General features: G+C 72.2%; 13 protein-coding genes and 1 riboswitch. Of the genes, 12 read left to right on the top strand and 1 reads right to left on the bottom strand.

Going from position 1 to position 13,609, the window contains the following annotated elements:
- Positions 1–64 precede the first annotated feature (64 nt).
- Positions 65–532 carry a ribonuclease HI gene (rnhA, locus tag Ade02nite_RS01345; protein ID WP_203759613.1) on the bottom strand — a complete coding sequence of 156 codons (468 nt, stop codon included), beginning with the start codon at positions 530–532 and terminating at the stop codon, positions 65–67.
- 111 nt (positions 533–643) lie between these two features.
- On the opposite strand from rnhA, the gene Ade02nite_RS01340 reads away from it, so the two are divergent.
- The 12 genes from Ade02nite_RS01340 to Ade02nite_RS01285 all read left to right on the top strand — a co-directional run bounded on the left by Ade02nite_RS01340 (position 644) and on the right by Ade02nite_RS01285 (position 13,588).
- Positions 644–1,555 (top strand): ABC transporter ATP-binding protein, encoded by a 912-nt coding sequence (locus tag Ade02nite_RS01340; protein WP_203759612.1) that lies wholly within the window; start codon positions 644–646, stop codon positions 1,553–1,555.
- On the top strand, positions 1,552–2,310 hold the full coding sequence (locus Ade02nite_RS01335) for an ABC transporter permease (RefSeq protein ID WP_203759611.1): 759 nt from the start codon (positions 1,552–1,554) through the stop codon (positions 2,308–2,310). Before Ade02nite_RS01340 ends, Ade02nite_RS01335 begins: the two co-directional genes overlap by 4 nt.
- An 80-nt stretch (positions 2,311–2,390) precedes the next feature.
- Positions 2,391–3,227 carry an ABC transporter ATP-binding protein gene (locus tag Ade02nite_RS01330; protein ID WP_203759610.1) on the top strand — a complete coding sequence of 279 codons (837 nt, stop codon included), beginning with the start codon at positions 2,391–2,393 and terminating at the stop codon, positions 3,225–3,227.
- Positions 3,224–4,012 carry an ABC transporter permease gene (locus Ade02nite_RS01325; protein WP_203759609.1) on the top strand — a complete coding sequence of 263 codons (789 nt, stop codon included), beginning with the start codon at positions 3,224–3,226 and terminating at the stop codon, positions 4,010–4,012. Before Ade02nite_RS01330 ends, Ade02nite_RS01325 begins: the two co-directional genes overlap by 4 nt.
- Positions 3,976–5,136 carry a sensor histidine kinase gene (locus Ade02nite_RS01320; RefSeq protein WP_239168430.1) on the top strand — a complete coding sequence of 387 codons (1,161 nt, stop codon included), beginning with the start codon at positions 3,976–3,978 and terminating at the stop codon, positions 5,134–5,136. The genes Ade02nite_RS01325 and Ade02nite_RS01320 overlap by 37 nt, the downstream gene beginning before the upstream one ends.
- Complete coding sequence (locus Ade02nite_RS01315) at positions 5,133–5,750, top strand: response regulator (protein ID WP_203759608.1); 618 nt, start codon at positions 5,133–5,135, stop codon at positions 5,748–5,750. Before Ade02nite_RS01320 ends, Ade02nite_RS01315 begins: the two co-directional genes overlap by 4 nt.
- A 117-nt stretch (positions 5,751–5,867) precedes the next feature.
- Positions 5,868–6,110, top strand: coding sequence for a hypothetical protein (locus Ade02nite_RS01310; RefSeq protein WP_203759607.1), 243 nt, complete (start codon positions 5,868–5,870; stop codon positions 6,108–6,110).
- Between the two features lies 1 nt (position 6,111).
- Positions 6,112–7,008, top strand: coding sequence for an FAD:protein FMN transferase (locus tag Ade02nite_RS01305; RefSeq protein WP_203759606.1), 897 nt, complete (start codon positions 6,112–6,114; stop codon positions 7,006–7,008).
- Entirely contained in the window at positions 7,005–7,592 is a 588-nt protein-coding gene (locus Ade02nite_RS01300) for a ferric reductase-like transmembrane domain-containing protein (protein ID WP_239168429.1), read from the top strand. Before Ade02nite_RS01305 ends, Ade02nite_RS01300 begins: the two co-directional genes overlap by 4 nt.
- On the top strand, positions 7,589–8,743 hold the full coding sequence (locus Ade02nite_RS01295; RefSeq protein WP_203759604.1) for an NADH-ubiquinone oxidoreductase-F iron-sulfur binding region domain-containing protein: 1,155 nt from the start codon (positions 7,589–7,591) through the stop codon (positions 8,741–8,743). Before Ade02nite_RS01300 ends, Ade02nite_RS01295 begins: the two co-directional genes overlap by 4 nt.
- Positions 8,744–8,760: 17 nt before the next feature.
- On the top strand, positions 8,761–8,997 hold the full coding sequence (locus Ade02nite_RS01290) for a ferredoxin (RefSeq protein ID WP_203759603.1): 237 nt from the start codon (positions 8,761–8,763) through the stop codon (positions 8,995–8,997).
- A gap of 1,566 nt (positions 8,998–10,563) precedes the next feature.
- A riboswitch (cyclic di-GMP riboswitch) is annotated at positions 10,564–10,643 on the top strand.
- A 14-nt stretch (positions 10,644–10,657) separates the two neighbouring features.
- Positions 10,658–13,588, top strand: a complete 2,931-nt coding sequence (locus tag Ade02nite_RS01285; protein WP_203759602.1) for a Calx-beta domain-containing protein — start codon at positions 10,658–10,660, stop codon at positions 13,586–13,588.
- Positions 13,589–13,609: the final 21 nt, after the last annotated feature.

Below are 13,609 nucleotides of genomic sequence, written 5' to 3'. Positions count from 1 at the left end.
GCCAGAGGGAGCCGTGCCGCCGGAGGGAGCCGTGCCGTCATTGGTAGCCATGCCGTCAGTGGTATCAGGGACCCCCGACAATTTCGCCCGCCGCGACCGCCTCCTGCAGGCCGCGGGCCGCCAGCCGGTCGGCCCGCTCGTTCTCGGGATGGCCGGCGTGGCCCTTGACCCAGTGCCACTGCACGTCGTGCCGGCGGACCGCCTCGTCCAGCCGCTGCCACAGGTCGACGTTCTTGACCGGCTGCTTCGCCGACGTCTGCCAGCCGTTCGCCTTCCAGCGCGGCATCCACTTGGTGATGCCGTCGCGCACGTAGATGCTGTCCGTGTAGAGCTTCACCGTCATCGGCGCCCGGTTCAGGGTCTCCAGCGCCCGGATCGGCGCCATCAGCTCCATGCGGTTGTTCGTCGTCTGCGTGGGCGAGCCGCCGCACAGGTCCTTCTCCTTGGTGCCCCACCGCAGCACCGCCCCCCAGCCGCCCGGGCCGGGGTTGGGGACGCAGGCCCCGTCGGTGTAGATCTCCACCACGGTCATGGGAGCACCTTAATGAAGAGTGAGCGCTGCCATCCCGGCGGCGGGTGCGGCCGGGCCGGGAAAGGCCGGGACGTAAGGTGGAGAAGTTGCGCTGAGTGAGGGCGGGCGGTTTTGACTGACGACGCGGTCCAGGTACGGGACGTTGTCGTGCGCTACGGCGACACGACCGCGGTCCACGGTGTGTCGCTGACCGTCCCGCGCGGCCGCGTCCTGTCGCTGCTGGGGCACAACGGCGCCGGCAAGACCAGCCTGCTCCAGGTCTGCGAGGGCTTCCGCCGCGCCGACGGCGGCGAGGTGCGGGTGCTCGGCCTCGACCCGATGGGCGACCACGACGAGCTGATGCCGCGCCTGGGCATCATGCTGCAGTCCGGCGGCGTCTATCCGTGGGCGACGGCCGGCGAGATCCTGCGCCTGTTCGCGAGCTTCGCGGCCCACCCGCTCGACGTCGACATGCTTCTCGACCGTCTCGGCCTGCGCAAATTCGAGCGTACGAGGTTCCGCCGGCTCTCCGGCGGCGAGCAGCAGCGGCTCTCGCTCGCCGTGGCGCTGGTCGGCCGCCCCGAGCTCGTCTTCCTCGACGAGCCGACCGCCGGCATGGACACCGAGGCCCGCCACACCACCTGGCAGCTGATCGAGGAGCTGCGCGCCGACGGCGTGTCGGTGCTGCTCACCACCCACCTGCTCGACGAGGCCGAGCGTCTCGCCGACGAGGTGGTCATCATGCGCAACGGCCTGGTCGCGGCGACCGGCAGCCCCGCCGAGCTCACCGCCGCCGCCGGCATCGATCTGCTCGAGGTGCGCGCCGAGCCCGGCCTCGTGCCGGACGGCCGCCTCGCCCACCTTCAGGTCACCGAGTCCAGCCCGGGGGAGTACGCGATCGCCGGCGCCCTCGACGCGGCCACCATCGCCGACGTGCTGGGCTGGTTCGCCGCCACCGGCGCCACGGTGACCTCGCTGAACACCCGGCGGCGCACTCTCGAAGACGTCTACCTCGCCCTGACCAAAGCGGAAGCCTACCGATGAGCGGCACCTTCGCACCGGCCCCCGGCCGGGCGCCCATGCGCACCGTCCTGTCCAGCCAGATCCGCATGGAGCTGGTGCTGACCGCCCGCCGCGGCGAGGCCGTGGTGCTCGCCATGGGCGTGCCGCTGCTCGTGCTGCTCGGCGCCGGCCTCACCAAGGTCACCAACGTGCCCGGCGACGATCGGCTCGCGTTCGTCGTGCCGGGCGTGCTGGCGCTCACCGTGATGTCGACGGCCTTCACCGGCCAGGCCATCACCACGGGGTACGAGCGCAGCTACGGCGTCCTCAAGCGCCTCGGCGCCTCCCCGCTGAGCCGCTCGGGCCTGCTCTTCGCCAAGACCGCCGCCGTGCTCGGGCTGATCGTCCTCCAGCTGCTCGCGCTCGCGCTGGTCGGCGTCGCGGTGGGCTGGCGGCCGCACTTCGGCCAGATCCTGCCCGCGCTGGGCATCACCGTGCTCGCCACCGCGGCGTACAGCGGACTGGCCCTGCTGCTCGCCAGCGTGCTGCGCCCCGAGACGACGACGGCCGCCGCCACCCTGATCTACGTGCTGATGCTCGCCGCCGGCGGCATCATGTTCGCCGCGCCCGACCTGGGCACGTTCGGCTGGTTCGTGCTGCCGCTGGCCGCGCACGCCGAGGCGCTGCGCGACACGCTGTCGCACGACACGTCGATCCCGCTCTCGATCTGGCTGAGCCTGGCCCTGTGGGCGGTCGTCTTCGTCACCGCCGCCGCCCGCAGGTTCAAGTGGGAGTGACCGTCCACCGATCGGTGGACAACCGCTGACGGCCGCTCGGTCGTATCGAACACCCCCGCTGAACCGCCACTCTTGACGGCATGAACGCCATAGACGTACGGGGGCTTCGCAAGTCCTACCGCGGCACCGAGGTGGTCCGCGGCATAGATCTCGAGGTGGCTCGGGGCGAGGTGTTCGCGCTGCTCGGCCCGAACGGCGCCGGCAAGACCACGACCACCGAGATCCTCGAGGGGCACCGCAGGCGGGACGGCGGCGACGCGTCGGTGCTCGGCGCCGATCCGGCCACCGCCGGCCCGCAGTGGCGGGCGCGCATCGGCATCGTGCTCCAGGACGCCGACGACGCGGCCGACCTCACCGTCGCCGAGATGGTGCGGCACATCGCCGGCTTCTATCCGGACCCGCGGCCCGCGGCCGAGGTGATCGAGCTGGTCGGCCTGACCGCCAAGAGCAAGAGCCGCATCCGCTCGCTCTCCGGCGGCCAGCGGCGCCGCCTGGACGTGGCGCTCGGCATCGTGGGCCGTCCCGAGCTGCTCTTTCTCGACGAGCCGACCACCGGGTTCGACCCGCAGGCGCGCCGCCAGTTCTGGGACCTGATCCGCGAGCTGGCCGCCGAGGGCACGACCATCCTGCTCACCACCCACTACCTGGAGGAGGCGGCCGTGCTGGCCGACCGGCTGGCCGTGCTCGCCGACGGGCGCATCGTCGCCGAGGGCACCCCGGCCACGCTGGGCGGCCGGGCCGCCGAGGCCGCGAAGGTGTCCTGGCGCGACAACGGCGTCCTGCGCACCGAGCAGGTGGACGACCCGACCGAGCTGCTGCGCAAGCTGGTCGCCACCGACGCCGACCTGCGCTCGCTGACCGTCACGCGTCCCACGCTGGAAGACATTTATCTTGAGCTGATCGGGGGAGATAAATGAGCACCGCAGTCATGGGGATCAGCCGCGGCCACGTCGAGCTGCTCCAGTTCCTGCGCGACCGCACCGCCGTGATCTTCACGTTCGCGTTCCCGGCGATGCTGCTGCTCCTGTTCGGCACGATCTTCGGGGACCAGTACACCGACGCCGGGGTCAGCGCGAGCCACGTCTTCTCGGCGAGCATGATCGCGTACGGCATCCTGTCCACCGCCTTTGTCACGATGGGCGCAGGGCTCGCCACTGACCGTGAGGACGGCACCCTCAAGCGCCTGCACGGCACGCCGATCACTGCCACGTCGTACGTCCTCGGGAAGTTGATCCTGGTCTTCGCCCTCAGCGTCGGCGAGGTGATCCTGCTGGTGGGCGCGGGCGCGCTGGTCTTCGACATGTCGCTGCCCGACCTGTCGCACTGGATGACGTTCGCCTGGCTCTTCCTGCTCTCGGTGACGACCTGCTCGCTGCTGGGCATGGCGGTCAGCGGCATCGTCAAGCACGCCCGCACGGCCGGCGCGATCCTGAACGTGCCCGTCGTGGCGCTCCAGTTCATCTCGGGCGTCTTCATCTACCCGGTCACCCAGCTGCCGTCGTGGCTGATCCAGGTGGCGTCGTTCTTCCCGGTGAAGTGGATGGCGCAGGGCTTCCGGTACGTCTTCCTGCCCGACGTCATGAAGGACCAGGAGCCCGCCGGTCAGTGGGAGCTGGGTCGCATCGCCTTGGTGCTGGGCGCGTGGTGTGTGATCGGATTGGTCGCGTGCCTCATGACCTTCCGCTGGAGCCGCGACAAGTGAACGCGCCGGCCGACGAGGCGCACAACCGCTACCCCGGGGTCTGGGAGTCCTACCTCGGGGTGGTGGCGCTTGTCGTCTCCCTCGCGGTCCTGATGTCGTACGGCTTCTCGCTCGCGCTCCGGCTCACCTCCGTGGGCGCGATCGCGCTGATCGCCGTGATCCACCTCGTGTGGGGCCGCAAGGTGATCATCGCGGACCGGGGGAGTCCCCGCCTGCTCGCGCTGGAGCTGGCGCTCTTCGCGGTCGCCGTGATCGCCGTCCCGGTGGCGAACTGGCTGCTCTTCGCGATCATCCCGCTGATCTTCCAGATGGTCCGGCTGCGGGAGGCCGCCGTCGCCGTGGTCGCGGTCAACCTGGTGCCGCCCGTGGTCGACCTCTTCCTGCGCCCGCAGCAGGTCGTCATGGACCTGATCGTCGCGACCATCTCGGCGGCGTCCGGCATCTGGCTCGGCTTCTTCATCACCCGCGTGATCCAGCAGAGCGTCGAGCGCCGCCAGCTCATCGCCGACCTGGAGGCCAGCCGCAGCGAGGTGGCCCGGCTCTCCCGCGAGGCCGAGCGCACCCACCTGGCCGCCGAGATCCACGACACGCTCGCGCAGGGCTTCACCAGCATCATCACGCTGCTCCAGTCGGTCGATCCCGACCTGCGCGACGAGCGGCTGGCGCTGGCGGTCCGCACCGCCCGGGAGAACCTGGCCGAGGCCCGGTCCCTCGTGGCGGCCCTCGCACCCTCCCCGTTGGCTTCCGCTTCCCTACCCGAGGCCGTACGCCGTCAGGCGTCCCGCTTCGCCGAGGAGTCCGGCGTGCCGGCCACCTTCCGCACGAGCGGCGACGAGCGCACCCTGCCGACCGCGGTCGAGGTGGTGCTGCTGCGCGCCGCCCAGGAGGCGCTGACCAACGTACGGCGGCACGCCGGCGCCCACGAGGCCGCGGTCCTGCTGGCGTACACGCCGTCGCATGTGCGGCTCGTGGTGCGCGACGACGGCCGGGGCTTCGTGCCCGGCGCGGCGGACGGCTTCGGCCTGTCCGGCATGCGCTCGCGGGCCGCCCAGATCAGCGGCGACCTGCGGGTGCGCAGCGACCCCGAGACCGGGACGACCGTCGAGCTGGAGGTGCCGGTGTGATCACGATAGTGCTGGTGGACGACCATCCGGTGGTCCGGCACGGCCTGCGCGGCATGCTCGAGGCCGAGCCCGACCTGACCGTGGTGGGTGAGGCGTCGTCGGGCCCCGAGGGCGTCGAGGTGGCTTTGGCCGTACGCCCCGACATCGTCCTGATGGACCTGCGCATGCCCGGCGGCGACGGCGTGACGGCCACCGAGCAGATCGTCGCCCGCGCCGCCGGCGTCCGCGTGCTGGTCCTCACCACGTACGAGTCCGACCGCGACATCCTCCGCGCCATCGAGGCGGGCGCGGGCGGCTACCTCCTCAAGGACGCGTCCCCCACCGACCTGGCGAACGCGGTCCGCGCGGCCGCCCGAGGCGAGACGGTCCTGTCACCCAGCGTCGCCTCGACCCTCGTACGCCAGGTCCGCAAGCCGGCCCCGCCGGCCCTGTCCGCCCGCGAGACCGAGGTGCTGCGCCTGGTCGCGAAGGGCCTGACCAACGCCGACATCGGCCGCGCCCTCTACATCTCCGAGGCCACCGTCAAGACTCACCTGCTGCGAGCCTTCTCCAAGCTCGACGTGGCCGACCGCACCGCCGCCGTCACCACCGCCATGGAGCACGGGCTGCTCTGAGGCCCTCCGCGCCGGCCTCACAGGAAGTGCCAAGCGACGGCACAGGCCAGGGCGAGGCGGAACCCGCAACGTTGTTGAGGTGTCAAGCAACCAGAGCGGGCGACGAGGAGGCAACCGATGAAGCGGGAGACCGGACTGCGGCGCACCGCGCTGCTCACCGGCGTCCTGGTGGCGGCGTCGGCGGTGGGGACGGCGGCCGTGGCCGCTGCCGCCTACGCGTCCGACAACCAGCAGAGCGGCACAACGGTCACCACGACCGACAACACGGACAGCGCGACCAGCACCGACTCGCCGTCCCTCTCCACCGACAGCGGCTCGCCGGACAGCGGGAGCAGCGGCGCCACCTCGGGAGGGTCCTGAGATGCCGCTCGCCGAGACCCTGCCGATCGGCGCCGACACCGCGCAGTGGGACGTCTGGGGCACCGTCGCCCGCGTCGTCGTCACCGAGCCCGCCCTGATCGACGAGGCCGCGGCGCTGGTGCGGGCCGAGCTCGCCGCCGTCGACCTCGCGTGCAGCCGCTTCCGGCCCGACTCCGAGCTGCGCCAGGTCACCCCCGGCCGGCCCGTTGCGGTCAGTCCTCTGCTCGCCTCGCTGGTGGAGGCCGCCCTGACCGCCGCCCGCGAGACCGGCGGCGACGTCGACCCGACCATCGGCGCGGCCCTCTGCGGCCTCGGCTACGACCGGGACTTCGCCGAGATCACCGGCCGCACCGTCGCGCCCGCCGTCCGGGTCTTCGCCGTGCCCGACTGGCGCGCGGTGCGGCTGAGCGACGGCATGCTGACCGTCCCGCACGGCGTCCTGCTCGACCTCGGCGCGACCGCCAAGGCCGTGACCGCCGACCGGTGCGCCGCGCTCGTGGCCGGGCGTCTCGGCACCGGCGTCATGGTGGCGCTCGGCGGCGACATCGCCACGGCCGGTCCCTCGCCGGCGGGCGGGTGGAAGGTCCTGGTGCGGGACCGTCCGGGAGACCCCGCTCATGCCGTACGCCTGCCCGGCGGCGCCGCGATCGCCACGTCCAGCACCGCCGGCCGTACGTGGGGACACCTGCACCACATCCTCGACCCGCGCACCGGCCTGCCCGCCCCGGCCGTCTGGCGCACCGTGTCCGTGGCCGCGTACAGCTGCCTGCGGGCCAACACGCTCAGCACCGCCGCCGTCGTCCGCGGCCACCGCGCCTTCGGCCTGCTGCGCGGCGTGCCCAGCCGGATCGTCACCGCCGACCTCGAGGTGCTGCGGATCGGCGGGTGGCCGTCATGACCGACGCCCTCTGGTACTTCGCCCGCGGCAGCGGCGTCGTCGCCCTCGTCCTGCTCACCGTCGTCGTGGCCCTCGGCATCGGGGCACGGTCCGGCCGTACGGCCTTCGGCCTGCCCCGCTTCGCCGTGAGCCTGCTGCACCGCAACGCCGCGCTGCTCGCCGTCGTCTTCCTCGTGCTGCACGTGGTCAGCCTGCTCTTCGACCCGTACGCGCAGCTGCGGCTCTTCGACGTGGTGCTCCCGTTCGTGGGCAACTACCGGCCGGTCTGGCAGGGGCTCGGCACGCTCGGCTTCGACCTGATGGTGGCGATCGTGGTGACCAGCCTGCTGCGGCACCGGATCGGCGCCCGCGCCTGGCGAGCCGTGCACTGGCTGGCGTACCTCTGCTGGCCCGTCGCCCTGCTGCACGGCCTCGGCACCGGCTCCGACAACGGCACCGCCTGGCTCTGGACGGTCTCGATGATCTGCGTCGCCGTCGTGCTGGCCGCCGTCGCCTGGCGGCTCACCCCGAACTTCACCCGTTTCCCGCACCGCGCCGAGCGCAAGGTCGCCCCGCGCCTGCGCCCCTTGGAGGAGGTCCGATGACCAGTGTCGCGGAGGCGCCCACCGTGCAGCGCCGCCTGCTCGCCCAGACCGGCCACGGCCCGCTGCCCACCCTCGACGCCAGCCAGGTGGTCGGCCTGGCCCGCGACGCCGGCCTGACCGGCCGCGGCGGCTCCGGCTTCCCGCTGTGGCGCAAGCTCAACGCGGTGCTCGTCTCCGGCCGCCCACCCACGATCATCGCGAACGGCGCCGAGGGCGAACCGGCCTCCGGCAAGGACAAGGCCCTGCTGACGTACCAGCCGCACCTGGTCCTCGACGGCCTCCAGCTGATCGCCCGGGCGGCGCGCGCCTCGACCGCGTACCTCTACGTTGCGCAGCCGGCCGCCTTCCGGGCCGTCCTCGGCTCCCGCCGCGACCCGATCCCGGTCACCCTCGTGACGGCGCCCGACGCGTTCGTCGCGGGGGAGGAGTCGGCGGTGGCCGCGGCCGTGGCCGGCCGGGGCGCGGTCCCCGCGGACAAGCGGTTCCGCCTGCCCGACACGGGCACCCTGGTGCAGAACGTCGAGACGCTGGCCCACCTGGCCCTCATCGCCCGGTACGGCGCGGGCTGGTTCCGCACCGCCGGCACCTACGACGAGCCCGGCACGTTCCTGGCCACCATCGGCGGCGCGGTCGCCGCCCCCGGCGTCGTCGAGGCCGGCTACGGCGTACCCCTGGGCGACCTGATCACCGCGGCCGGCGGCCCGACCGCACCGCTCGCCGCCGTCCTGGTCGGCGGCTACCACGGCGCGTGGGTGCCCGCCGACCCCGCGCTGCCGATCAGCCGCGAGGCGCTGTCCCCGTACGGCGCCACACCGGGCGCCGGCGTCGTGACGGCCCTGCCCTTGGGCGCGTGCGGCCTGGCCGAGACCGCGAGGATCGCCGGCTACCTGGCCGATCAGTCCGCCGGCCAGTGCGGTCCCTGCGTCAACGGCCTGCCCCGCCTGGCCACCACCCTGGCGGACCTCGCCGCCTTCCGCGCCCGCCCCACCCTCCCCGCCGAGGTGACCCGCCTGACCCACCTGGTCACGGGCCGCGGCGCCTGCCGCCACCCCGACGGCACGGCCCGCCTGATCGCCAGCGCCATGCGCGCCTTCTCGGCAGACGTGACCGCCCACCTGAACGGCCACTGCCTGGCCACGCACACCCCCTGACGCCACGGAGCCCCGCCATGACCCGCCTGCACATCGACTGGACGGCCTGCGACGGCCGCGGCCTCTGCGCCGAACTGTTGCCGGAGCTCCTCGCCGAGGACGACTGGGGCTACCCCATGGCCCGCGACGGCAGCCCCTCACCCACAGTGCCACCCGCCCTGGAACCCAACGCCCAGCGCGCCGTCGACCGATGCCCCGCCCTGGCCCTACACCTGACCCGCGAGGCGGAACGGCCTTCCGCCCCCACCAGATAGCCGGCCCTCAGACCGGCGGCTCGACCCATCGCGCGACACGCGCCGAGCAAGACGGCCTCCTCGGTCGGCTCCACCGCGTCGGCCCGCCGCGCCACCTCGTTCTGTCCACAACGGACATGCCGAGGCTCGAACCCGACGGGCACGTTCAGCGGCGCACTCTTCCAACGGCTGACCTTGCCTCTGCACCGCCGGTCGACAACCCGCAGCTTGCCCCAGCTCTCAGATCACGCAGTTGTGCCATCAACCCGCGGAACCGGTCTTGGCTTGCCGATGGATCAACGACGTGTGCCTGCCCGACCGACCGCTGCGAGTCAGCAGCCACCAACCCGCGCGACCGGCCTTGGCTGCCGATGGATCAACGATGTGTGCCTGCCCGCCTGACTGCTGCGAGTCAGCAGCCACCAACCCGCGCGACCGGCCTGGAATTGCCGATGGACCAACGACGAAGCGTGCCTGCGTGACCGATCTGCCTTGGCCCGGACCACAGCGCGGCAGCGAACAACGACCCCGACGGCCGCAAGGGGACCGCCCAGCCCGGCCAGCCACAAAGCGGCGATGGACCACCGACTGGCCGTCAGTGGACACCAGGCAAGGTGGAGGGTCGGGGGTGCGCACTCTCGACGTAAAAGTGCTCCTCAGTCGTGAGTGCGCACCCCCGGCCCTCCACCGTCAACCGTGAGAAAGTCCAACCCACCCACCCGCCACCGTCAGGCGGAACCGTTCCCCTGTGGACAACGGCGACCGCGCGGCGCCGGGCCTGTGTATAACTCGGCTGAGCCGCTTGACAGCACCTAACCTGGGCGGTGGCCCCCGGGTGGGTGGGCCTGGTGGGTGGGCCTGGTGGGTGGGCCTGGTGGGTGGGCCTGGTGGGTGAGCCCGGTCCGCCGCCTGCTCCGATTCGCCCCTTTTGTGCCCGGTCGCCACGATCGGCGAAGGTCCTGCGGCTTGCCTCGGCGACGCTGATCGGCGCCAAGCCACTATCCGCCTGACCGCCCCGACGACGGCGCCAAGGTGTGCGCCCCAGCCGAACCCCCTCCGCCGCCGGCTGGACCCCGGCGCCGCCGAGGATGCGCAGTCCTCCTGCCTCGAGGGCTATCTCTTCCTGCGCGCCCTCCGCAGTCTGGCCGCCGTAGACCTCGGCGCTGTGGCTGAAGCTCGCTGCGCGCCGACCGGGCCGGAGTCCGCGTTCCCTTCCTCGATGACACACCGCTCCACCACGTCGTCTCCTACCGCGGCTGGACCAACGCCGCGGCATCGTCCTCCACCAGCCCGACGACGCCCGCGCCCCCGAGGAGGCGGCCCTGGCCGGCCGAGGTTCCCGTCCCGCCGCCTAACGAGATCTGCTCACGTTCTTCCTGCCGGCCGCGGCCACGCCTGGCTCGCGAGGGCCCGCCCGGCGCCGCCGCAGGGCGTGATGCGCGCCACCATGTGCACCTTAGGTCGATTTAAGCCGAAAAAAGCATTCCGCCGTTAACGGGGGGATACGCCGGTTAGATTACGGAAGGCGCGACCTCACGCGTTGCTCAGACCGGCGCAGCCGGTCCCCCGAGCCGCCCTCAGGTGCGGTGCCCGAACAGGCAAACCCGTCGCAAGGCGGGGACGCAAAGCCAGGGGCCTCCCCCACCGGAGGCAGCCCAGCCGCCGAAGGAGAAAGAAAGACATGCGCTCTTCCACAGCCCATGCAGCCACGAGCGGCTCGGTTCCGTTCATGCTGCGTGGCCCCAAGTCCGTACGGCGGATCCTCGCGGTCGCCGTCGCGGGCGCCATCGGCTTCACGCCGGCCGTCATCAATTCCTCGCCCGCCTACGCCGCGGTCGGTGACATCACCCGCGTGGGCACCGGCGCCATCGAGGTGACCGAGGGCGGCCGGATCGACATCCGCCTCAGCCGCGCCGGCGGTGGCCCGCTCGACGAGGCGGAGGTGACCTGGGCGGTCGCCGACGGCCTCGACCCCACCATCGACGAGGACGACGTCGTCGCGATGAGCGGATCGGTGATCTTCCCGGCGGCCGCGAACGCGACGTCGGCGCAGAACCAGACCGTCTCGATCGGGACCGTCAACGACACGATGGACGAGCAGGACCTCGAGAACCTCGAGATCACGCTGACGCTGCCGAGCCCGCAGTCTCCGATCACCGTGAACGCGAGCATCCGGGACAACGACGCCCCGCCGGCCTACCGCCTGGTGGTCGACGACGCGAACCCGGACGAGAGCGCGCCCAGCGTGATGGTCTCGGCCACCCTCAGCGCGCCCTCCGGCAAGGACATCGAGATCCCGCTCTCCACGCAGGCCGGCACCGCCAAGGCGGGCGCCAACCAGGACTTCGTGGCGCTCGACACCGTCACGCCGCCCGTGCTGACCATCCTGGCCGGTGCCCTCGACAGTGACGAGGTGCCGGTCACGATCAACAACGACGACGTCTTCGAGGAGCCGGTCCAGTCGTTCACCGTCCGGGGCGGGACCAGCCCGACGGTCACCGGGACGCAGTCGGCGACGGTCAACATCCACGACAACGAGGACCAGCCCGAGATCGACGTCGTGGCCGCGGGCGCGGCCAACGAGGGCGACGAGATCGACTTCCGGGTCCACCTTTCCGGTGCCTCGGAGCGGCCGGTCACCGCCGCCTGGCATACCGACGACGGTCCGGGCGCTGACTACGAGGCCGACCCGCTGAGCCCGCACGGCCGGGCGGTCGCCGGTCAGGACTACACCGGCGGCAACGGCACGGTCACCTTCCGGGCGGCCACGGCCAGCGACGACACGACCGAGGGCAACGAGCTCCAGCACGTCAAGGTGCGCAGCACGCGGGACACCATCGACGAGCTGAACCCCGAGGACATGCACCTCACGCTCAGCAACCCGACGATCGGCAAGCTCGCCGAGGACTTCGTCGCGACGGGCTCGATCACCGACACCAACGTTCCGCCGGAGGTGCGGCTCCTGCCCACCACCCGGTCGGCGACCGAGGGCAACTCCGGCGTGAAGGCGCAGACCTTCACCGTGCGCCTGGACAAGCCGTCGGGCCAGAAGGTCAAGGTTCAGTACGCCGTGACCGCGGGACAGACGAACCCCGCCACGCCGGGCTCCGACTTCATCTCGCGGCCGGGCACGCTGATCTTCCAGCCGGGTGAGACCGAAAAGACGTTCACGGTGGACATCGTGGGCGACTCGGCTCTGGAGACCGACGAGACCTTCGAGGTTGAGATCCTCGCGGCGAACGCGACCCTCGCGACCGACCTGAACACCGGCCCGGTGCCGTTCACGATCAGGAACGACGACTCGGCTCCGTCCTTCAGCGTCGCGCCGCTCGTCCTGAAGGAGGGCAACGAGGGCACCGTCGCCGTCCTGCCCGTCAAGCTCAGCGGGGCGACGGCGGCCAACGCCACGTTCAACGTCACGGCCGCGGCCGGCACCGGACAGGGCGGGGCCACGGACGCCGGCGCCAACCCGGGTGACATCGACTACGTCGACCCGACCGCCACCGTCATCATCCCGGCCGGTCAGACCACGGGCTTCGCCTACTTCCTGGTCAACGGGGACGACGTCTTCGAGGGCGACGAGTCGCTGAGCGTCGAGGTCGCCACGGACACGGTCAGCGGCACCGACCTGATCGTGACCGGAACCCCGAAGACCGCCAAGGTCACGATCACCGATGACGATCCGGCGCCGTCGGTGCGGATCAACAGCGACGAGGCCGACGAGGGCGACAGCGTCCAGCTCACCGCGACCACCATGGGCGTGGCGCAGCACGACGTCAGCTACAACGTCACGGCCCGGGGCGGTTCGGCCAACGGCAGCGCCGCGGCCGCGGCCGACGACTTCAGCGACCCGGGCACGATCGGCCTGACGATCGACGGCGGCACCCTCTCGGGCAGCACCGTCAACGTCGGCGACCCGATCGACATCACCGACGACGAGCGGCCCGAGCCGGCCGAGACCGTCCTGGTCAGCGGCAGCGCCTTCGGCACCGCCGGCAAGGTCGAGCAGGGCGTGCTGACCATCGCCGCCAACGACGACGGCGACCAGGGCGGCGAGGGCCCGGGCGAGGAGCCCGGCGACAACCGGCCGACCATCAGCGCCCCGGGACGCACGGGTGCCGGTCCGGTGACCATCACCGGCCGGGTCGCGCCCGACGCCACGGTCGAGCTGTGGGGTGCCCCGATCGGCGGCGGCGAGCTGGCGTGGATCGCGAACACCAAGGCCACCGCGACGGGCAACTACTCGTTCACCCGGACGATCTCGCAGGGCATGCGCTTCGTGGCGCAGTCGCAGGAGGTCAACTCGAACGAGGTCCGGGTGACGATCACCCAGGGCGTGACCCTCACGGCGTCCTCGCCGCGGGCGGACCACGTGACCGTGCTGGTCAAGAGCAGCCCGAACGCCGCCGGCCGCAAGGTCGTGGTCCAGCGCTGGACCGGCCCCAACACCTGGACCAACATCCTGGTGAGCCGGGCGAACGTGAACGGCGCCTACACCGCCACGACGACCGCTCCGAGCGGCACCATCGCGCTGCGCGCCTGGGTCGAGGGTGTGCCGTCGCAGGGCATCAACACCGGCTACTCGGCGATCGTGCGACCGGTCATCAAGTAACCAGCGGTAAGTGAAGATGGG

This window comes from Paractinoplanes deccanensis (assembly GCF_016862115.1).
Taxonomy (GTDB): Bacteria; Actinomycetota; Actinomycetes; order Mycobacteriales; family Micromonosporaceae; genus Actinoplanes; species Actinoplanes deccanensis.
The sequence above is the reverse complement of the archived record's forward strand: the minus strand, read 5'-3'. Positions and strand labels throughout refer to the sequence as shown.

What these genes read in the sequence shown, in the direction of transcription:
- Ade02nite_RS01305 (WP_203759606.1), top strand. Translation starts at nt 6,112, where the DNA reads ATGCCGCTCGCCGAGACCCTGCCGATCGGCGCCGACACCGCGCAGTGG.
- Ade02nite_RS01325 (WP_203759609.1), top strand. Translation starts at nt 3,224, where the DNA reads ATGAGCACCGCAGTCATGGGGATCAGCCGCGGCCACGTCGAGCTGCTC.
- Ade02nite_RS01310 (WP_203759607.1), top strand. Translation starts at nt 5,868, where the DNA reads ATGAAGCGGGAGACCGGACTGCGGCGCACCGCGCTGCTCACCGGCGTC.
- Ade02nite_RS01330 (WP_203759610.1), top strand. Translation starts at nt 2,391, where the DNA reads ATGAACGCCATAGACGTACGGGGGCTTCGCAAGTCCTACCGCGGCACC.
- Ade02nite_RS01295 (WP_203759604.1), top strand. Translation starts at nt 7,589, where the DNA reads ATGACCAGTGTCGCGGAGGCGCCCACCGTGCAGCGCCGCCTGCTCGCC.
- Ade02nite_RS01285 (WP_203759602.1), top strand. Translation starts at nt 10,658, where the DNA reads ATGCGCTCTTCCACAGCCCATGCAGCCACGAGCGGCTCGGTTCCGTTC.
- Ade02nite_RS01300 (WP_239168429.1), top strand. Translation starts at nt 7,005, where the DNA reads ATGACCGACGCCCTCTGGTACTTCGCCCGCGGCAGCGGCGTCGTCGCC.
- Ade02nite_RS01335 (WP_203759611.1), top strand. Translation starts at nt 1,552, where the DNA reads ATGAGCGGCACCTTCGCACCGGCCCCCGGCCGGGCGCCCATGCGCACC.
- Ade02nite_RS01290 (WP_203759603.1), top strand. Translation starts at nt 8,761, where the DNA reads ATGACCCGCCTGCACATCGACTGGACGGCCTGCGACGGCCGCGGCCTC.
- rnhA (WP_203759613.1), bottom strand. Translation starts at nt 532, where the DNA reads ATGACCGTGGTGGAGATCTACACCGACGGGGCCTGCGTCCCCAACCCC.